Origin of the sequence: Acidocella aquatica (genome assembly GCF_030160635.1) — a bacterium.
Lineage (GTDB): Bacteria > Pseudomonadota > Alphaproteobacteria > Acetobacterales > Acetobacteraceae > Acidocella > Acidocella aquatica.
The window spans coordinates 18,343-38,237 of the sequence record NZ_BSOS01000026.1; the positions used below are offsets into that span (position 1 = coordinate 18,343).

A 19,895-nucleotide genomic window follows, 5' to 3' on the forward strand; every position below is an offset into this window, starting at 1 on the left:
CTCGCATCACACAGGAGACTTCGAGTGAAGATTCAACACATCACAAAGCGGAGCGCCGTCTTCAAGCGCCGCTCCGCAGATCGAGGGGAGGCAAACATCAAGCGCCATCCCATGAATTTTCTGGAAAGGGCGGCGCTCGCCGTGCCGTTTGGCGCGACCGCGCTGCTCAGCATGGCCGGGCATGCGATGGCGCAGGCGACGTCGCCAGCCGGCGGCCTTGGTGCGCAGGTCAACACGATGAGCAGCGAAGGCTTGAATGCCGGCAGCTTGCTCTTCGGCACGGGCTGCTATCTGGCTGCTGCCTTGTGTTTTGGCTTCGGCGTCTGGGCGCTGTGGCAGTCCCGGCAGCCGCAGAACCGGGAAACCGGCTATGTCGGCCGGGGTATCGCGGGCTTGGTGCTTTGCGGTCTGTTCGCCACGGCTGGCGTGTGGATCAACAAAGCGTCCATCTCCGCATCCGGCGGGGCTGCGACCATCAATACAACCCCGCAGATGGTTCAGTTCGGGGCCGGAGGTTAACGCGCTCAAGGGCCTGTCCGCCGGCGCTTCGGCGAAGGCTGACAGGCCCCTTTTTGGGGAGAAACATCGTGGCAGATATTATCTCAAACCAAATTCGTCCGGATCAGGAAATGCGGAGCAACGCCAAGGATTGGCCGCTCATCTCCGGTGTTGGCCTCAGCGTCCTTGCATTGACCTATCTCACCGCCGCGGCCCACGCGCGGCACGAAGGTGCAACTCAGGCTTCCGGATCGTCGCAGTCCGTCTGGTTCCCATTGGAACTTTTCGTTATCGCGATATCACCGGCGTTGATCGGCTTCATTTTTATCTGGTCTGAGCGGCATCTGCAGAGCAAGGCGACACGGAGATTGCTACGAAACCTTGGTGTATTCGGCGTTGGGCTGATCCTGGCCGCGTGGGCAGCCGCGGTCTTCCAATGAGATTGGAGACGCTAAAATTTGGTATCAATGACCCGGCGCCGCACCACGCGCCCGGTTTGGCCAATGTGGAAGTAAGGATTGGCACGCTCTGCAATTATTGCGGTCTGTCCGCCGGTCTTCATGCAATACGGATCGGCAAAGCGCTTTCCTGCGTTTTATGCGGATTTGTGCAATCCCTGTATCGCACCACGATCGACGAAGAACTCCGATTGATCTGGCTTCCCGAGATGAGCCAGGCTGCTTTGAATGTGCTGGTCCGGCAGATTCATATCGACCTGCAGGAGCTCGGCGAATCCGTCTATTGCGACGATACACCGAAAAAACCGAACGGAATGCGGTCTGCGTTATATACGGCCCAACGCATCTTGCGGGAACGTGGTGAAACGATCGCAGAGCGGCTTGGTTCGTCGCGTGCGAGTGACCTGGCCGATGCGCTGACTGTTTTGGCGGATAGGCATCTCGGCCTCCAGAATCTCCCCTGGGGAGGTCTGCGCGCATTTCCGACGGGCCGGTTCTATGCCGGCGGCGTCAATGTTTACGACGAAATCGTCAGTAGCTGGCGCGGGAAAAATGAGGCGCCGATAAAGGAGGTCGCGTGACATGATTTCTTTCGTCGAGAAAGGGTTGGCGAGTCTCTCCCTGCTGCTGAAACAAGCACTTCCGGCCTATTGCGATCTGGAAACCTCACACGGCGATGCCTTCGTCACCAAGACAGGAAATTATGTAACCTGGCTGCGCGTCGATGGCATGCAGCGCATGGCCGAGCGCAAGAATTTCGTTGAGATCACCGAGGCGATGCGTCTTGAGATATCGGGGGCGCTGGAAACTCGCGGTCATGCGATCGTCGGCTATTATATTTCCGACCCGGATGCGGCGCTCGTTGAAATCGAGAATGCCAGCATGAATTCATGCCGGGTTGTGGCAGATGCGGCGGGGCTGGATCTCGGTGATATCTTCGCTGAGCGCGCAAAACTTTGGCCACGCCTGATGCGCTGGGAAGCGGCCTATTTCATGCTGTGGACCAAAACGTCGGTTCTGACCAAGGAAGAGCGCAAGCAGTTGAAGGCGGAATACAAGGCGAACGCGGTTGAGATTGGCGCGGTGGGAGATGCACAACGGATTTATCTGCGCAGCGAAGTTATGGCCGCGCGGCATAATGCGTTTATCTCGCGCGTGATGAATTCGCTTCGGGCTCATGATGTTGGACTCGCAGTTATGGAGCCACACGAGGCTTTACGGGCGGCGCGAGAAATCATGTACCGCGAAATGTCGGGCTCAGACTGGCGGCCGAGCCTGCCCGGCGATGCAGTGATGCCGCGCTCCCCCGAAGATGGCGAGACCAAGGGGTTGAAGGGTTTTCTACTTTGGCCGCCATTGCGCGATCAGCTGTTCTTTGCCGATGCCGTCACGCATGGCGGGCAGCGCGTGGAATTCGGCGAGAACGCCTATGCGTCCGTTGATATGGAACTTGGGCCGGAAGATCCACGGCCGTTTGTCGAGCTGGCAGCGATTTTGGGCCAGGATCGCATTCCGTGGCGAGCGGCGGTCGTGATCGAGGGCTGTGGCCAATCCGGCATGCAAATGAAGGAGATCGGCGCGTCCTTTTTGTCGATGTTTCCAGGCAATGCGGATTTGCTACGGGCCTTGACGGCTTTGCGGCAGGCGCGGCAAACCGAAAACCATATCAGCGTCAAAATGCGGGCGAGCTTCGCGACCTGGGCACCGGTTGAAGACCAGACAAAATTACGCCGGCGGCTGGCATTGCTGTCGCAACGTATCGAGGGCTGGGGCAATGCCAAGACAACAATGGTGATCGGCGATCCGCTGGAAGGCGTGATGAGTAGTGCGCCAGGTCTGGCACTCACCTCCACCGCCAATCCGTCACTGGCGCTATTGGGCGATGCATTGGCGATGCTGCCGTGGAATCGGACGGCCTCCCCATGGGAATCGGGGAGCGTGCTGTTCCGGCGGCCGGATGGGGGTATCTGGCCCTATGATCCCGCAGGCGGGGCCAAACGGCCTTTGGTGGTGGATGTGTTCTATGCGCCGCCCGGCTCAGGCAAATCAGTGCTGGCCAATACGATCAATATCGGGCTTTGCCTCAGCCGCGCCGTGCTGGGCACAAACGGCGCCAAATTGCCGTTGATCGGGAAAGTGGATATCGGGAAGAGTGCCGAGGGGTTTGTGAAGCTGCTCCAGGAAGCTTTGGGGCCGCAGCGCAGCCGAGAAGCGATCTTCGTCTCTTTGCAATTCATCTCTGGGCATGAGTTCAATATTTTTGATCTGCAAATTGGCTGCGAGTACCCGCTGCCTTTGGAGCGGGCCTTTCTGGAAAACTTCCTGGCCCTGGCGACAATTCCGCCAGAACAAACCAAGCCTTTCGAGGGCATGAGCCAGCTGATCACACTGGTCATCGATGAAGCCTACCGGCTCTGCACCGAACAAGGCGGCGGTGCCAAAGCCTATCGGGCTGGTGTCGAGCCGGCGGTTGATGCGGCGATCCGCCGGTATGGGATCAAACTGCACGATGAGACGCCATACTGGCGCGATGTGGTCAATGCCTTATGCGATACTGGCGAGCATGCGCTGGCGGAACGGGCGCAACGCCATGCGGTGCCGATTCTTGAGGATCTGATCGGGGCGGTTCGCTCCGACCAGGTCCGGGATATGTTTGACCGGGTGAAGCTGCAGGAGACAAGTGAGCTCGCGTCTCAAATTTTCGAACGCTATATCACCGATTTGATCCGGCGGTTTCCGACATTGAACGCGCCGACGCGGCTGGATTTTGGCCCGGCCCGTGTCATCGTCCTCGATCTGCATCATGTCGCACCGAAAGGCTCAGCGGCGGCGGATCGACAGACCGAGATGATGTATCTGCTGGCGCGCCACATCCTGGCGCGCAATTTCTTCCTGCATCCGGATTATTTATCCTTCATCCCGGAAGCCGTTCGCTCCTACCACGCAATACGTTTTCTGGAGACGGCGGAAACGGTCAAGCGGATCGATTATGATGAATGGCACCGCACCCAGGGAAGCCCGATTGTGCTCGCCCAGGCCGAGCGGGATGTGCGGGAGGGGCGCAAACACAACGTGCAACTTGGTTTTACCAGTCAGCGCCCGCAGGATATCCATGCCGGGATCGCCTCGCAGGCAACGGGGGTTTTTATTCTGGGCGCTGGGGATCGAGGCGACCGCGAAGAACTGATCAAACACTTCGACATCACAGAGGCAGGAGCGAAAATCGTTCGCCATCGGCTGACGGGTCCACGAAAGGATGGGGCGCCGTTCCTGGCGATCTTCCGTGCTGAGTCGACGCATTACGAGCAATTCCTGGTCAACTCGTTGGGGCCGGTTGAGTTATGGGCGCTCTCCACCACGCCCGCGGATACAGCCTTGCGCAACCGGATTTATGACCGGGTCGGCTTTTCGGAAGGGCTGCGGCGTTTATCAGTCGTGTTTCCAAACGGCTCAGCGAGCGTGGAAGTCGAGCGCCGGACCAAGGCGCTTTTGAAGAAGGGGGAAGCGGCCGATCAGATAGAGGCCGGTGTTGTGGCCGAATTGGCGTCGGAATTGATCGAGGGAAACGGGCTCGGGTTGAAACTCCGCGCGCATGTCGACGACACAAAGCCCAATCACTTACAGCTTGCGGCGGAGTAGTAAGAATATGCGCGCCATTCGCAAAATATGCCTCCACTCTGGAAAAACCGATATGCGGTGGAGGCATTTATGCGGTTAGGGCGGGTCGTTGTTCTACTCATTCCTGTCACACTGGCGGCATGTGCCACGCCGGTGCAGCCCGTGGCGACGCTGGTGGTAACGCCAGGAATGCCAAATCCCGAAATCGCCTTGCAGACAACCATGCAGAACGTCCATTCGGAAATGGCGGAGCTGAACAACATTCAACCCCCTGCCCCGCCGCAGGCCCCAACGCCGGTCGTGCCTGCCGATTTGAACCGGGTGGTTTCGTTCTCATGGAATGGTTCGCTGGATCAAGCCGTCGCGAAACTGGCACTCAGCATTGGCTACACCTATTACGTCTCCGCACCGCAAAATGAGGTGCCGATGAACGTGTCGATCAATGTCGAGTCCTTGCCCGTCTACGATGTTTTCCAGATGCTGGGGAACGATGCGGGTCGCCGGGCGACCGTGGAAGTCGATCCGCTCAATCATCAGGTCGAATTGGTGTATCATGCGTAAACTAATGCGCCGCCTGATGGCGACCACATTTTTGATGATCTGCGCGCATGCCGACACCGCCTTTGCGCAAGATGCTTTGATTGCGCCGGCCGTGCCAGCAGAGCCCTCGCCCACGCAGGTTCAGCGAAACCTGCCCGCACTTGGCAATCCTCTGAACAATCCGATCGCCGGCAGCAGCGAGGAACCTGGTGTCGTTGGAACCCCTGCTCCGCCCTCGTTGGAGGTGCTTCAGGCGGCGCGGCCAGGCACGCAGAAAAGCGATGGGCTGGCACCCGGCCGGGCTGATATGTTGCAAACCGCGGCGCTGACCTATGGCGCGCAAGGCGGGCTTGCCGCCGAAAGTTTCAGCATCAACCAGATGCTGAAACGCTACGAACCGCAGCTCGATGCGACATTCAATTTTGCGCCACTGGTATTACCTGTGAGTGACGGACAGACGCTGATGCGTCCGCCGATTGTCACCTCGGCGCAGATGGCCTTCGCACTCGCCGATAACGGGCAGGTCGCCCGCGAGACGGCCTGCATCTACCAGATTACCGAAGAGGCCCAACTCGCCTCCGCCCCGCCGAATTGGCGGAGCTATCTGGTTCGGTCGTGGAACCCACCTGTGAAACCCACAGATGCGGTGTTGCCGCGGACCAAGCAGGAGGCCGCCTATTGGAGCCTGTGGGTTGCGCAAGGCTGGGCCGCCGGCGAGATTCAGGCGGTCGAGATTTATCAGGATGATCTGGGGCGGCTGGAACGCGATCTGGTGGGCATGGCGCGCTACCGTGTGTTGTTGCGCTCCGGGCTCGTGGAGCCGCCCGTCGTCGCGTTCTCGGACCAGGCGGTGGAGGGCGGACGCGATAGCCTGCATGTCAGTGATCAGACCATCCGCATCACCAATCAGCCGGGCTTGCAGGGCAATGCCAGCCAATGGCAACCAGGTGCCGGGTGCCCGCAATGAGCGAAGCTGCTGTTACCCCGCTGCAAAGCTATGATCCGGAGTGGGCGGCTCGTTGGGAAGACGCCAATGCCGCGTTCGAGCGCCTTAAGGCGCTCGCGATGGCGCGCGATCCTTCCGATGCCGGTTACGAGCGAGCGGTTGAGGCAATGGAATTGGCCGTGGCCGAGATGGAAAATGCTTATGCAGCGCAATTCCGCACCGTCGAGGAATACGTCGCGTGGCGCCTTCAATGGCTTTGGAAATCTCAACCATGCCGGTGAGCCATGTTCGATAGCCCTAATCTTACGTCAAAGGCCCCGGCGGCATTCGAATGGCCGGATGCCGATAAGGTTGGGCTACGCTGGGTCGAGGATGCCCGCAAACAGGCATCCGGTCTGAACTCGCTGTTGACCTGGGCGTTTAACGCCGGCGCGTCGCGCGTTTCGTTCCAAACCGGCCATCCAGTCTGGGTTCGCATCCATGGGCGCAATTGCCGCGTCACGAAGCTGCCCACCGATGAGATTGATTTCAGTCAGATTGTAAATCATCTTTACGGCGCGGATGGCATGGCGCGGCTGCAAGGTGGCAGCGACTTTGACACAGCTTACGCCATTCAGATTGACCGCTCGACACGCCTGCGGTTCCGCTTGAATGCCACGCCGACAAGGACATCCCGTCGGGATGGCGGCAATATCGTGCTGCGGCCGATCTCAGATATGCCGCCAAGCCTCGAAGTGCAGCGCGTGGAATCGCAGATCCTGGATAATTACCGGCCGCGGGACGGGATCGTGATCGTCAGCGGCGCGACAGGCTCCGGAAAATCCACATTGATCGCTGGTATGACGGTTGCCATGCTGCAGGACCCGGAAGGGCATTATGACATTGTTGAGGGTGCCGCGCCCGTAGAGTTTTTGCTGGAGCGCGTGAAGGGCATCAGCTCCACCATCAATCAATCAGAAATTCCGCGTGATCTGCCAAGTTTCGCGGCGTTCGTGCGTGGTGCCATGCGCCGGGAACCAAGCGACATCATTATCGGCGAATGCCGCGATCCAGAAACGATGGGTGCGGCGGTGCAAGCGGCCATTTCTGGGCACAGCGTTAAAACCACCGTTCATGCCGAGGACGGCCCTCTGACGATGCAACGTATATCGAGCCTATTGCCACCTGGTGAGCGCGAGAATCTACTCTCGGCGGTGGCGCAGGCCCTGCGGATGATTATCAATCAACGCTTGATTCCATCTGTTGATGGACGCCGCGTCGCGATCCGGGAATTTTTGGTGCTTGATCCAGCCCTGCGCAATCAATTCTTGCGCACTGATGCAAAAGACTGGCCGGCATTAACGCGCCAGGCCATCGAGGACAAAGGCCAGTCCTATCGCAAGGCCGTCGAACACGCGCTGAAGGCCGGGTTTATCACGGAACAAACGGCAACCTATCAATTACGGCAGGTGGCATAGAGATGTGGCGTAACACCGGCCAACCCGTCCGTATTTTTATGCTCGATGCAAGGGCTTGCCTGCCGATCGTCTGTGCCGCGGTCTATTGGAGCTGGCCGACACTCTATATCGGCGTCATCGGCTTCGCCTTTTTTGCGATCATCTCTTTTGCCGGCCTGACGCTGCCAGCACTTGGACGCATGATCCGGCGCTGGTTGGTAGGCGGAACCCGAACGGCGGTCCCGGTTTGGAAGCGGAGGCGTCTCGCATGAAACCTGTGAATATCGACACCGTTGCCGCAACAATGCGCGTCTTCATCGACCGCAGCGGCGAAGCCGTGATCTACAACGATCCCGCGAACGGGGAGACGCTGCGCATCGGCGCGGGCGCCGCCGGGGCCACCGATGGGTTGCTGCCGGCCATTGTGGTGGCCGGTGAGTCAGTATGGCGCGATTTGACCGGCAAAGGCTTCAAGCTGGACCTCGTGCGCGATCCCACGGCGTTGCTGGGCTATCGTTTGCACGGAATCGGCGACGCGAATTTCTCGATTGTCATGCTGGCATCCATTGAGGCACTGCACCAGGCCAAACGCCCCGAGGGTATTGTCGTCAATGAGTTTAACGCGCTTTGGGCAAGCGCCGCGCAGCGTGAGTTGGCGCGGGCAGACAGTACCGTCAGAGCAACCGCTGGAGCAGCGCCGTGAGAGCGATGTGGGGCATGATGGTGGCGTCCTTTGCTGCTCTTACCGGCTCCGGCGCAGCATTGGCGAACACGCCAACACCCGCGACGATTGAGGCGTGCATCTACGCGGCAGCTTCATCGTATCATGAGCCTCCAGCGGTCCTGCTGATTTTACTGAACGTCGAAGGCGGAACACTCGGCGCGGTCAGTCACAATACCAATGGCACGGTTGATATCGGGCCGATGCAAGTCAACCAGATTTGGATTCCAAAACTGGCCCGCCATTGGAGAGCTGATCCGCAATCAACCTATGAAGCCTTACGCGACAATTTCTGCGCGAATGTCGAGGCCGGTGCGTGGATATTGCGCCAGGGTCTCGATCAGGCACATGGCGATTTCTGGGGCGGTGTAGGATATTACCATTCCTACGATCCCGTCTACCAGAACACCTATCTGCGTAGTGTTCTGGCCCAGGCTTTGCGACTGGAGAAAATGGCAAACGGTGATGCATCGCCGGCAGCGGCGCAAGCCCCCGAACAGTCCGCTGCAGGAGGCGGCTGATGATGCCCCCTACATCCAGATCGCGGCCGAGCTGGGCGTCCCAGGACGATTACGCAGGTTTCAATTTCATTGTGATTTTGTTGGGGTGTGGCGTCTTCAGCTATCTGCTCTGGACCTATTATCATCCACAAATCAGCGCATTCGTGATGTCTGCCATGCATCACGAGATTCAATTCATCGATTATTTTTCAGATCGTTATCGCGTTGCCGATCAGGAAATGGCGGAAACCGCGCCGAACGCGGTCACGCTCAGGGATCTGTATGGAATAACCCAAGCAGTTAGTGTGTTTTTCCGGATACCGGCAACGGGCTTGATCGTCGTGCTGGCGGCCATCTGCTCGCTTCGAGCCGCGCCGTCGCGCTTCAAGCGCCAATTCGATCTGGACGGTCTGATCGAGGAACAGGCAAGCGAATTTCCCGTGATTTCCGCGTTTGCTGTGCGTCATTTGAAACTGGCGGCTCCCGATGCCAAAAAAACATTACCCGCCGACTATGCTTTAACGCCGGCAGAATGGATCGCGCGCTTTGCGGCCGATCCTTCCGGGCGTTTTAATGAACAAATGGCCTTCGTAGCACTAACCAAGCAACTGGGCGAGCGTTGGACCGGCCCCGCCTCCGCCCCCCCGGCCGCCCGTCTATTATTCACCGTATTCGCGCTACATCTTGCTGAACGGCGTGACGATGCCCTGCAAATTCTGGGCGAGGCATCCGTTTGCGTGTCTGATGCGAGGCACGATGGAGAGAACGGCCCTTTGGCAACTTTGACTTTGCCGACGGCGTTCATCAGCCAAGTCGATGGTTTCTTTGGGAAAAATCTTTCCGCCAGCCAACAGACGGCAGCGATCAAGATTGCGGCCGGGCACGCTTATGTGAGTACCGCGCTGATGGCGCTCTTGACTGCTTCGCGCATCAAGGCCGGTGTGATGGCGCCCGCGCAATTCGTCTGGCTGAAACTGGTGGATCGGAATCTGTGGTACGCCTTGCATTCGCTCGGTTACGAGATCGAGGGTATCGGCCGCTATATCCATCCAAATCCTCGGGTTGAGGCGCTTGGCGCGCGTGACCATTGGGCTGCGGAGCGCATAGCGGGCCGCCCAATCCTGAAGCCGGATTTTCATGAGTCTATCGTGGCATTGCGGCGGGCGGCGAAGGCATCGGAGACAGCCGCCGATGTATGAGCTTCTGTCAGATCTCCATATCCATTCGCATTTTGCGGCGGCAATTAATTCAGAAGTGTCGTTGGCAAGCGCGAATGCTGTCCGGACGAAATTGCCAAACAGCGCAGCTTTTTAGGAGTGCGGTGATGAATTTTGAGATCCCCGAGGGCGCGAACGTTCAAATCTTCATCGGCAGAGCGCCGCAGTTGGCACTGACCGACCAGCGCCAGGACCCGGGGTCGCGGCCGCGGGGACGAGGTATCATCGGTGGTACGCTGAAATTCACCGGATTAGCTTTCCTGGTGATTGGTGCGTTCTGGATTGGCGAGCAGCGAGTCCAGCCCGCCGGTGCGGACACCGGCTTTGCAGCACCTCCCCCCGTCAATCAGGCGTTTCCGAGCGTCGCACCGCCCCCGAGTCAGGCCGAGGCGCAGCAGCCCTCCGTCGCGCCGCCGGACCAGGTCCCGCAGAGTTTCCAGGCCCAACTCCAAACGCCGCCAGATATACAGCCGCCTCCTGGGCAGAATTCTGGCTCCGCGAATGGCAATCAGAACGCCTTTGGGCTGAGCAATTAGCCATGGCGGTCGCCCGTAAGATCGTCGGTCCGCAGGATCATTTTGAACGCTCCGGCGTTCAAAGCCTGCGCGACATACGGCCATTTACGACGCGGCTTTCCGAGGGGCTGAAAAGTTCCGCGTCCGGCATCGTGCTGGCTGGGGCGGCCGGTGTGACGTTCTTCGAGCCGGCGGTGCTGGACCTGACCGTCCCTTTATCGATGCTCTATGCGCTTTGGGTTCTGACACGGCCCGTAAAACTGCCGATGCGCAAGCCGCGCAGCGCCGGCGGCGTCGATATCGGCAATCCGATGCCCGGCACACGGAAAGCCAAACCTTCCAATGGAAGTAAATTTCTCGGCTGGAGCATCGCCGGGCATGAGCTCTGGATCACACCAGAGGATGAGCGGCAGCATATTACCGTGCCGGGCACCACAGGCGCGGGCAAGACGGCAACATTTTTAAGTCTCCTGACGAATGCCCTGGCGCGTGGGTCCGGCTTCGTTCTCGTCGACGGTAAGGGCGATCGGGATCTGTTCGGCAAGGTGATGGGCCTTGCACGGCGATTTGGCCGTGAGGATGATGTGCGCGTGCTCAATCTCATGGTGGCGAGCGGCACCAGGGACAGCCACAGTTTCAATCCCTTTTCCATCGGCAATGCCGATGCGATCCGTGAATTGCTCGCCAGCCAGCTCGGTGAGCAGGCCCCTAATGATGCCAATGGCGTGTTCCGCGATCGTGCCGTTGCCTTGATCGGCACCATCGCGCCCGTGCTTGTCTGGCTGCGCGATGTGAAAGGGCTGCCGCTCAACATTGAGGTGATCCGCTTCTCCATCGAGCTGCGCTGGATCTGGAAACTGGCGAAAGAGAAAATCGTCCTTGTGCGCGATCCAGCAACGGGTTCGATTGTCAATCTCGATGTCAACGGCCAGATTCCGGAAGATATTGTCTGGCCGCTGCTCTCATATCTTGGTGAGTTGCCGGGGTTCGATCCGGATTTACCCTGGGATAAGCAAAGGGGCGAAGAGCCGTCAAAACAGCACGGCTTCGCGCAGTTCTATTTTACGGCCATGTTCACGCAACTCGCGGTCAGCCTCGGCCATATTTTCCGTGTTGAGAGCGGCGATATCGACATGCGCGATGTTGTGCTGAACCGGCGCATCTTGGTGGTGATCCTGCCCGCGTTGGAGAATTCCGATGCCACCCTGGCGGCTTTGGGCAAGCTGGTGGTGGCGGCTTTGCGCGGGATGATGGCGCAGCTGCTCGGCGCTTCTCTTGAGGGCGAATACACAGAAAAGGACAAGCCCGGCATGGGCCCCTCGCCTTTCCCGATTGTGCTGGACGAGCTTGCCTATTACGCCACCTCCGGCCTCGACCGCATGCTGGCGATGGGCCGCGGGTTGAATATCAGCTTCATGCTGGGCTTCCAGGAAATTGCCGGTCTCTGGGCGCGGCTGGGCGAGAAGACCGCCTCGCTCTTGGGCAACGCCAATCTGACGATTGCCATGCGCCAGGCTGAAGCGGGCCGCACGCGTGAATGGCTGCAAAAGGCCGCTGGCGAGACCTATGTGACGCAGGCCAGCTCCTATATTGGCAGCAACGACGGAAATTACCGGGAGGCGCGGCAAGCGGAGGTTCGGCCAATATCGCGCGTCGATTGGAACGATTTGACCTCCTTGATCGAAGGCGAGGCGATTATTCTGTTTGGCGGCCGACGCATCTATGCGACGCTGTTCCACGCAAAAATCGAGGACAGCGGCGCAAAACGTGTCGGACGCACGTTGATGCTCAAAGACCCGGACCCGAAGGAGTCGCGGGCGCGGTTCGCCTTGATTGATGCGATGGCGCACCGCATCGAGCACGGCGGCCTTAAATTCTCAGGGCTGCATGGTAGATCGCCGGCGCTGGTCGCTTTGGTGAAGGCGTTCGCGCAGGCGGTCAGTAACGGAAAAGCGCCACAGGAGGCGGCCAGCACCGCGCTTCAGGCTCTCGCCAGGCTAGATGATACAGAACTGCCTCCGAGACCCTCGGCCCCGTCTGACGGTATTCCTGTGACGGCGGTTTACGCGATGATGAACCAAGCCAGCTTAGAGCCAATTCCCGGCAAAGCCGCGAATGGTTATCCCCAGGAGCCGATCGACATGAAAGTGGCGCGCGGGCTGCTGGCAATTGAGCTCGCCCATTGCGGGGACGCGGCGGAAGCCAGGGCCGCCTGTACACTTTCGATGACCGAACGCGATGTGGCGATGGCGCGCATCGATGAAATCGAGCCACCGAAAATCAGCGAGGAAGAATTCGTGGTGGTTCTGAACCGGCTACTCGCGCATCTGCGTGGTTTCAGGGGGCAGGTAGTGTCTGAGGCAGCGGAGTGATGGCGATGCGATGGACGAAAGGAAGGCGGTCTCTCATGAAAACAAGATATCGCGCCATGCTGATGGCGGGCGGCATGATTGGTGTTGCTCTGCCGGCTTTGGCGCAACCCGCAAACCTTATGAGCCCGTTGAGCCAGCAATCTGCCTCTGCGGCCGTCCAGAGCTACGATCCGTTTCTCGGGGCTGCGCATGATGATGTTGAGCGACACCAATGGAATGCGGCGGCGGCCGAGCTGGAACGGTCAGAAACCTTCCTCCTGAATAATGGTGTCACGTCATCGGCGGGTGTGGTCACGAGTCCGTCGCTGGCGATGCCATATGTCATCCAGGCGAGAACGGCCGTGAAGCAGCGCGACCAGGTCGATGCGCTGCTAGCGATCGACAAGGCCGTTTCGACGCCGTCTCCGACATCAGGTGCAATCGCCCCTGCCTCCGTTGTGCAGGTGGCGCCGGGGCCGGTCTCCGCTGTCCCCGCCTCCAGCCTGGCTCCAGCTGCTTCTGCCGAGCCCATGGTCACCAAGGCGCTGTTGCCAGGGCACTGGCAGCTGACGGGATGGCAGTACCACTGGGAGCCCCCGGACACGACTTATCGAACCGTGGAAACCAACCCCTTCATTCCTGGCCATTACGAATATCGCGGCGGTGCCTGGGTCTGGGTTGGGGGGCACTATGCCAAAGTCGCGAGCTGAAGGGCGCGGTGCCCAATGGTGAGATTCGAACCACGTCTGCACATCGATGCCGATACGGCGGGCCAGATCGAAAGCATGATAATGCCGTTGCTGGAATCACCCACGGTGGTCGTGACCGATGGCTATTCGTTTCCGCTGGCGGCCGAGATCGTTAAGGATGGCGTGTGGGTCCGAGCGGCAACCGGCGAGGAAATGACCGCCTTTTTGACGATGGGTGATGTTCCTGACGCGGATGGGCTCAAATGGCCAGGAGATCCGGCCATGCCAACTGGCCGGGAGATCGAGTGGCAGGAAACGCAGGATGGCGAGGTCCAAATCGGCCGCGCCTGCCATCTATGGGGCGGGGAAGTGATCCTGAAATCGGGCCGTGGGTCATACAGTCCGTTTTACGTGCATGAGGATGCGGCGCGCAGCTGGGCGATGGCAACCGCCTTGTCACTGCCGGAGATCGATGTGTTGCAGCTGCAGGTCGTGCCCTATGCCTGCGTTCGTCGCTTTGCGCTGAATCTGATCAACGGCGGCCAGGTGGAGTTCAATCGCCTCAACAGGTTTTGGATTTCGCCCGTACGAAGCTGGGGGCGTGTGGAGCAGTTTACGCTACCTGGGACGGAGTTTTGACCTTGGTTGCGAGAGCAAGTCCAATCCGGGACATGATCGGCGCGTTCCTGTCTGGAACCTGATTTTGGTCGCCGCTTTTCAAATTGTCTTCGGCGAGCAGGTTTTTGAGTGCTTTTATGGAATATGCCGTCCAAAGTTCCCAAGTTGGGCCCAAAAGAACCGTGGGCTCATTTGCCCCATGACAAGGGGCAGTCTGATCTGGAATTCGGCCATCTGCCGGATGGGTTCAAGGAATTCATCCGGTGACGGCAACAATCCCCGTGCTTGGTCAACTCCGAACCGGCACGGCATCCACGACCTAGCGTGAGCTTGACAGTGCTACCCTCCACTCCTAGACGGTTGGCACTCTCCACCGGGGAGTGCTAGCGGCCGCGGTGCTGCTGTTTGGGCCGGATTGGCTGCTGGTTAAAAAGATCAATCGATAGGAGCGATCCAAATGGCGAAATTCCGCCCATTGCACGACCGCGTTGTGGTCCGCCGGCTTAACGCCGAAGAGAAGACCTCTGGCGGCATCATCATCCCCGACACCGCCAAAGAGAAGCCGCAGGAAGGCGAAGTCGTCGCCGCCGGTTCAGGTGCTCGTAACGAAGCCGGCGCCATCGTAGCCCTGGATGTCAAAGCCGGCGACCGCGTGCTGTTCGGCAAATGGTCCGGCACCGAAGTCAAGATCGAGGGCGAAGAGCTCCTGATCATGAAGGAATCAGACATTCTCGGCATCATCGAGGCACCCGCCGCCACCGCTGCCGCGAAGAAAAAAGCTTAACCAATCTTTTAGTTTAGGAACACCATCATGGCTGCCAAAGACGTACGTTTTGGGCCCGATGCCCGTGACCGCATTCTGCGCGGCGTCGATATCCTCGCCAACGCCGTAAAAATTACCCTCGGCCCGAAAGGCCGTAATGTTGTTCTTGAGAAGAGCTATGGTGCCCCGCGCATCACCAAGGATGGCGTGACCGTTGCCAAGGAAATCGAACTTTCCGACAAGTTCGAGAATCTGGGCGCCCAGTTGATCCGGGAAGTTGCGAGCAAGACGGCCACCCTAGCCGGTGACGGCACAACAACCGCGACCGTGCTCGCACAGTCGATCGTGCGTGAAGGCGTTAAGGCGGTTGCCGCCGGGCTGAACCCGATGGATTTGCGCCGTGGTATCGACAAGGCGGTCATCGCCGTTGTCGAAGAGCTGAAGAAGCGCACCAAGAAGATCACCACTCCGGCGGAAACCGCCCAGGTTGGCACGATTTCCGCCAATGGCGAGACCGAAATCGGTGAGATGATTTCCAAGGCGATGCAGAAAGTCGGCAAGGAAGGCGTGATTACCGTTGAAGAGGCCAAAGGCATCGAGACCGAGCTTGAAGTTGTTGAGGGCATGCAGTTCGACCGTGGTTATGTCTCGCCCTACTTCATCACCAACCCGGAAAAGATGATCGTCGATCTGGAAAGTCCATATATTCTCATTTTCGAGAAGAAGCTCTCCCAGCTGCAGCCGCTGCTGCCCCTGCTCGAAGCCATCGTGCAGACCGGCAAGCCGCTGCTGATCATCGCCGAGGACGTCGAGGGCGAAGCCCTGGCCACCCTGGTGGTGAACAAGCTGCGTGGCGGGTTGAAAATCGCCGCCGTCAAGGCGCCGGGATTCGGCGACCGGCGCAAGGCGATCCTGGAAGACATCGCCATCCTCACTGGTGGTCAGGTCATCTCGGAAGATCTCGGCATCAAGCTTGAGACCGTGACCCTTGAGATGCTTGGCAAGGCGAAGAAGGTCCTGATCGAGAAAGAAACCACCACGATCATCGAAGGTGCCGGCAAGAAGGCCGACATCACCGGGCGCGTTGCCCAGATCCGCGCGCAGAGCGAGGAAACCACTTCCGACTACGACCGGGAGAAGCTGCAGGAGCGTCTCGCCAAACTTGCGGGCGGTGTCGCGATCATCCGTGTTGGCGGCGCGTCCGAGGTTGAGGTCAAGGAACGCAAGGACCGCGTTGACGACGCCCTGCACGCCACCCGTGCAGCCGTTGAAGAAGGCATCGTGCCCGGCGGCGGCGTTGCCCTGGCCCGTGCCTCGCTCATCCTCACCAAGCTGAAGACCGACAATGAAGACCAGCGCGTTGGCGTTGAGATCGTCCGCAAGGCGATCCAGGTGCCGCTGCGCCAGATCGCCGAAAACGCCGGTGAAGACGGTGCGGTCATTGCCGGCAAGGTGCTGGACAAGGACGAATACGCCTATGGTTTTGATGCGCAGTCCGGCGAGTTCAAAGATCTCGTCAAAGCCGGTATTATCGATCCAACCAAGGTCGTGCGCGTCGCCCTGCAGGACGCAGCTTCCGTCGCGGCGATGATCATCACCACCGAGGCCGGTATTGTCGAACGCCCTGAGAAGAAAGCTGCCGGCGGCATGCCCGGCGGCGGGATGGGTGGTATGGGCGATATGGACTTCTAGTTCAAAGCGCTTACGTCCCATGCACAATGAAGCTGCGGGCCTTTGCCCGCAGCTTTTTGTTTGCCTACAACGAGGAGTGGTTTTATATGAGGCTACTGCCCATTTCCGGGAACCATGCTATAGAATTTGACACAACAAAATAAATGGAAACCGTTATGGCAAAAGGTCAGGTAAAATCGAACCGAGAGGCTAAGAAGCCAAAGAAAACCGAGGCAGAAAAGTTAAAAGCTAAGTCGCCATTGCCCAATATTCAGACGTCCAGTTCCGGCGATAAAGATCGTCCGAAGAAATCATAACGACTTCCTCAAACCGCCTTCCTTGGATTGCAAAGGCCGGGCTTCGCGGACCTATAGACACACTTAGCCTTCAGCACCGGCAACTGCGATGCCCTGGAGGGTGTCCATCGTGGCGTATTCCCACGAGATTTTGTTCTATTTATGTGCTGCGATAACCTCGCTTATGCTTCCGGTGCGCCAATTTTGTAAAACTCCTCGCTGCTGCGGCAATATTCGGGCAGACGGCAAGGCGGAACAGGCTGGTGCCGATGCTCCCCCAGATTCGCCAGAGCAACGTCTCTCCGAACAGATCGCATGTAATCGCCAACGCGCAAAAGTACCGTTCATTTTTTTCCGGGCGAATTCGGTTGAGGACCAACTTCGTGCGGCTGATGTCGGTCTGAATGTCATTGCCCAATGGGGACTCCCTTCAAGACTGGTGGGCCTGACAAGTTTGATAGACTGGAACGACTCGGACCAGCCGATCCCTTATTTGGAATCCCTGCGATTCGGCAAACGCAGGGATAGGTTCTCGTTGAGACCAGTAGTCAGCCTTGAGTCTCGGGAAACAATCCCGGCATCCATCGAGATGCGAGCGTGGCGGGAAAAGCGAGGCGCAAATGCGCGCGCGTGCTTTCCGAGATGAGCACGCCTTGTTCGAGCAAAGCGGAGACGACGCGGCGGGCTTGACGGTCGCCGGTGCCGACAATGCCGGCGGCGTCAGCGCGGGGGAGTTCGCCGCGGTAGAGCACGGCTTCGAGGATACTGCCGGATTTGGGCGGCAAACCGTTGAGCCTGATTTCTTCTTCGGCCCAAATGAGGATGCGCGCGCGTAGGCGGTCCGGCTGTACAAGGGATTCCATGAAGGATACCTGGTCGATGCAGGTTGTCAGGAAAAATTTCGTGAACTCAGCCAGGTTCTCTTGGCTCAGGTGGCCTCTGCCATCGAGATCGTTACGACGGGTGAGGTCACAGGCGGCAAGGTGCCCCTTATAGGCCCTTACGTTGCGCGCTAGGCCGCGAGCGATTGACCAGACTGCGCCGGTGTCGAGTACTTCCAGCAACGTGGCGTGCGACAAAAGCCGCGCGACGCGGCCGTTGCCGTCGGGAAACGGGTGAATCCACAACAGGCGGTGATGTGCGGCGGCGGCGGCAAGGATGGTCTCGGCTTTGCCGGTTTTGCTGTAGACGTCTTCGAAGCGTTGCAGGAAGCGTGGCACGGCGCCGGGGCTGACCGCGACGTGGTTACCAACCTCGACGTCTTGGGCGCGCAGTTCGCCGGGGATCACCTTCAAGCGCTTTTTGGTTATGGGGTCTTCGATCCATAGCAGTTCATCGGGCATCAGCTCGCAGAAGTGGCGATGGACTTCCCGGATGGAATGGACGGTCAACGCGCGGCCTTTGAGATTGCCCTTGTCGATCCATTGCTGGACCGTGATGTGAGCTTTCGCTTCGAGCTGGAGGTCGCGCTTTTTCGGGTCGGCGCTGTAGTCATCCTTGAGGGCACGCTCGATGTCGATCGGGTGCGTGTCATGCCCTTCGATCAGGTTGCTGTAGTAGCAGTTCATCGACCGCACCAGATCGGCGAGTGAGGCCAATAGGCTTTCCGGCAGGGAGCGCCGGAATCCGGCGCTCTTCTGTGCCAGCTCCACGGCGAGATCGGTCAGCGCCGCGCGCTGTCGTGAGTTCTCGCCGATCAGAAGCGGCTCCATCTGGGAGACCACTTCGTCGCGATCAATTGCCGTTTTCCTGTCCGCTTTCACGTCCGCTTCCTTATTAGGATTTGACTATTATATATCAAATAGTTATAATTATTCAAGCGACCACTCCTGCCCCCAAGAAGTCCGCTTTAATGTCTGCTTTAAAATGGCGCCTGCGTTCGACCTTTAGGCCACGCCGCGGTTACCTCGGAGACGCTATATACGGCTCTGCCGGGGAATGAACCCGGCCGAACCCTACTCAACCCGTATGGTGTTCCGGCATCTTCTGGCTTAGGATAAAAATCCCGTGTCGTTTGCCACTTCGTGGCCGCACGGTCTTATTTCGTAGCGGGCGGGGAAGTTTGTCCTCCACGACGGATCGACTTGCTTAACTTGGGGAGGGTGCGTCGGATATGGATAAATCAAAACAAGAAGCCCCCGAACCTAGCCGGTTTCGCTTGGGCTTCTTGGTCCACGACGTCTCCCGACTGAGGCGTACGGTTTTTGACGCTGCCCTGAAGCCATTAGGCATCACCAGATCGCAATGGTGGGTCCTCGCGCATCTGTCTCGGCACGAAACAATGACACAGCGGGATTTAGCCAAAACCCTTGACCTCGGTCCCGTCGCTCTGGGTGGGTTAATCGATCGACTCGAAAAAAATGGCTTTGTCGCCAGACGTGATCATCCCGCAGACCGGCGTGCGAAACAGGTTGAAATGACTCCCGGCGGAAAATCCTTGCTGAATTTAATGCAGGCCCGTGTCACTGGGATTAATCAAGACATGTTGAGCGTGCTTACGACAGAAGAGATTATGAAGCTCGACGATATTCTGCACAGATTAAAAATTCGCCTGTTAGAGATGAATAGCAAAGAATAGCACGCGGCCGGCAGACCCAGGAGTCAGATGTTCGCGGAGGACGCGCGTGGCCCATTGGCGGAACAGAACCGCACGTTTTGAGCTCACGCGATAGCCGACGGAAATAATCGCGTCCAAATTATAGTGTCTGACCGTCCGAGTGACGTTCCGATTGCCCTCACGGCGAACTACCGAGGATTCCTCGGTAGTTGCCCCTTCGCCAAGCTCTCCGGTCTCGTATATGTTTTTGAGATGCAGGCTTACATTATCGGCTGACGTCTCGAAAATTTCGGCCATTTGCCTTTGGGTCAGCCAGACCGTATCATGCGCCGCGTCAAGCCGAACCTCAACAGGCCGGCCCGCATCTTGAAATATCACCAGTTTGGCTTCGGTCATCTCCATGCCCCATCTACCCTCAAATCCGAAGCCGAGCATAGCCACAACGGTGAAGGATTTCGGACGCCAACCACATACACATGGATGCGTCGTGCAGGTCGGCAT

At 58.8% G+C, this 19,895-nt stretch carries 22 protein-coding genes; 19 read left to right on the top strand and 3 right to left on the bottom strand.

Features of this window, described 5'->3' with window-relative positions:
• Positions 1-24: 24 nt before the first annotated feature.
• The 18 genes from QQJ84_RS06335 to groL all read left to right on the top strand — a co-directional run bounded on the left by QQJ84_RS06335 (position 25) and on the right by groL (position 16,562).
• The gene (locus QQJ84_RS06335; RefSeq protein WP_284257281.1) at positions 25-519 is read left to right on the top strand and encodes a hypothetical protein; all 495 of its coding nucleotides are present in this window, start codon (positions 25-27) and stop codon (positions 517-519) included.
• A gap of 68 nt (positions 520-587) precedes the next feature.
• Positions 588-938: a hypothetical protein gene (locus QQJ84_RS06340; RefSeq protein WP_284257282.1), complete on the top strand. Its 351-nt coding sequence runs from the start codon at positions 588-590 to the stop codon at positions 936-938.
• A gap of 2 nt (positions 939-940) precedes the next feature.
• Positions 941-1,537, top strand: coding sequence for a hypothetical protein (locus QQJ84_RS06345; protein WP_284257283.1), 597 nt, complete (start codon positions 941-943; stop codon positions 1,535-1,537).
• Position 1,538: 1 nt separating this feature from the next.
• Positions 1,539-4,595 (top strand): ATP-binding protein, encoded by a 3,057-nt coding sequence (locus tag QQJ84_RS06350; protein WP_284257285.1) that lies wholly within the window; start codon positions 1,539-1,541, stop codon positions 4,593-4,595.
• Positions 4,596-4,736: 141 nt separating this feature from the next.
• Positions 4,737-5,135: a DotD/TraH family lipoprotein gene (locus QQJ84_RS06355; protein ID WP_284257286.1), complete on the top strand. Its 399-nt coding sequence runs from the start codon at positions 4,737-4,739 to the stop codon at positions 5,133-5,135.
• Between the two features lie 16 nt (positions 5,136-5,151).
• Positions 5,152-6,081, top strand: coding sequence for a type IV secretion system DotC family protein (locus tag QQJ84_RS06360; protein ID WP_284257287.1), 930 nt, complete (start codon positions 5,152-5,154; stop codon positions 6,079-6,081).
• The gene (locus tag QQJ84_RS06365) at positions 6,078-6,341 is read left to right on the top strand and encodes a hypothetical protein (RefSeq protein ID WP_284257288.1); all 264 of its coding nucleotides are present in this window, start codon (positions 6,078-6,080) and stop codon (positions 6,339-6,341) included. The genes QQJ84_RS06360 and QQJ84_RS06365 overlap by 4 nt, the downstream gene beginning before the upstream one ends.
• A gap of 3 nt (positions 6,342-6,344) precedes the next feature.
• Positions 6,345-7,517, top strand: coding sequence for a type IV pilus twitching motility protein PilT (locus QQJ84_RS06370; protein WP_284257289.1), 1,173 nt, complete (start codon positions 6,345-6,347; stop codon positions 7,515-7,517).
• A gap of 2 nt (positions 7,518-7,519) precedes the next feature.
• Positions 7,520-7,768 carry an IcmT/TraK family protein gene (gene icmT / locus QQJ84_RS06375; protein ID WP_284257290.1) on the top strand — a complete coding sequence of 83 codons (249 nt, stop codon included), beginning with the start codon at positions 7,520-7,522 and terminating at the stop codon, positions 7,766-7,768.
• Complete coding sequence (locus tag QQJ84_RS06380; protein WP_284257291.1) at positions 7,765-8,199, top strand: hypothetical protein; 435 nt, start codon at positions 7,765-7,767, stop codon at positions 8,197-8,199. The genes icmT and QQJ84_RS06380 overlap by 4 nt, the downstream gene beginning before the upstream one ends.
• Before the next feature lie 14 nt (positions 8,200-8,213).
• Complete coding sequence (locus QQJ84_RS06385) at positions 8,214-8,738, top strand: lytic transglycosylase domain-containing protein (RefSeq protein ID WP_284257292.1); 525 nt, start codon at positions 8,214-8,216, stop codon at positions 8,736-8,738.
• Positions 8,738-9,916 carry a secretion/conjugation apparatus DotM-related subunit gene (locus tag QQJ84_RS06390; RefSeq protein ID WP_284257293.1) on the top strand — a complete coding sequence of 393 codons (1,179 nt, stop codon included), beginning with the start codon at positions 8,738-8,740 and terminating at the stop codon, positions 9,914-9,916. The genes QQJ84_RS06385 and QQJ84_RS06390 overlap by 1 nt, the downstream gene beginning before the upstream one ends.
• Positions 9,917-10,041: 125 nt before the next feature.
• Positions 10,042-10,470, top strand: a complete 429-nt coding sequence (locus QQJ84_RS06395; RefSeq protein ID WP_284257294.1) for a hypothetical protein — start codon at positions 10,042-10,044, stop codon at positions 10,468-10,470.
• A gap of 2 nt (positions 10,471-10,472) precedes the next feature.
• A complete protein-coding gene (locus QQJ84_RS06400) occupies positions 10,473-12,821 on the top strand; it encodes a type IV secretory system conjugative DNA transfer family protein (protein ID WP_284257295.1) in 2,349 nt (782 codons plus the stop codon).
• Between the two features lie 35 nt (positions 12,822-12,856).
• A complete protein-coding gene (locus tag QQJ84_RS06405) occupies positions 12,857-13,510 on the top strand; it encodes a hypothetical protein (protein ID WP_284257296.1) in 654 nt (217 codons plus the stop codon).
• A gap of 15 nt (positions 13,511-13,525) precedes the next feature.
• Positions 13,526-14,128, top strand: a complete 603-nt coding sequence (locus QQJ84_RS06410; RefSeq protein WP_284257297.1) for a hypothetical protein — start codon at positions 13,526-13,528, stop codon at positions 14,126-14,128.
• Positions 14,129-14,564: 436 nt separating this feature from the next.
• The gene (gene groES / locus QQJ84_RS06415; protein WP_284257298.1) at positions 14,565-14,891 is read left to right on the top strand and encodes a co-chaperone GroES; all 327 of its coding nucleotides are present in this window, start codon (positions 14,565-14,567) and stop codon (positions 14,889-14,891) included.
• A 27-nt stretch (positions 14,892-14,918) separates the two neighbouring features.
• Positions 14,919-16,562: a chaperonin GroEL gene (gene groL / locus QQJ84_RS06420; protein WP_284257300.1), complete on the top strand. Its 1,644-nt coding sequence runs from the start codon at positions 14,919-14,921 to the stop codon at positions 16,560-16,562.
• 435 nt (positions 16,563-16,997) lie between these two features.
• On the opposite strand, the gene QQJ84_RS06425 is transcribed toward groL, so the two are convergent.
• Positions 16,998-17,255 (bottom strand): WGR domain-containing protein, encoded by a 258-nt coding sequence (locus QQJ84_RS06425; RefSeq protein ID WP_284257301.1) that lies wholly within the window; start codon positions 17,253-17,255, stop codon positions 16,998-17,000.
• 130 nt (positions 17,256-17,385) lie between these two features.
• A complete protein-coding gene (locus QQJ84_RS06430) occupies positions 17,386-18,600 on the bottom strand; it encodes a Fic family protein (RefSeq protein ID WP_284257302.1) in 1,215 nt (404 codons plus the stop codon).
• Positions 18,601-18,950: 350 nt separating this feature from the next.
• On the opposite strand from QQJ84_RS06430, the gene QQJ84_RS06435 reads away from it, so the two are divergent.
• Positions 18,951-19,415, top strand: a complete 465-nt coding sequence (locus tag QQJ84_RS06435; RefSeq protein WP_284257303.1) for a MarR family winged helix-turn-helix transcriptional regulator — start codon at positions 18,951-18,953, stop codon at positions 19,413-19,415.
• Here QQJ84_RS06435 and QQJ84_RS06440 read toward each other — a convergent pair.
• Positions 19,392-19,796, bottom strand: coding sequence for a virulence RhuM family protein (locus tag QQJ84_RS06440; protein ID WP_284257305.1), 405 nt, complete (start codon positions 19,794-19,796; stop codon positions 19,392-19,394). The genes QQJ84_RS06435 and QQJ84_RS06440 overlap by 24 nt on opposite strands.
• Positions 19,797-19,895 lie beyond the last annotated feature (99 nt).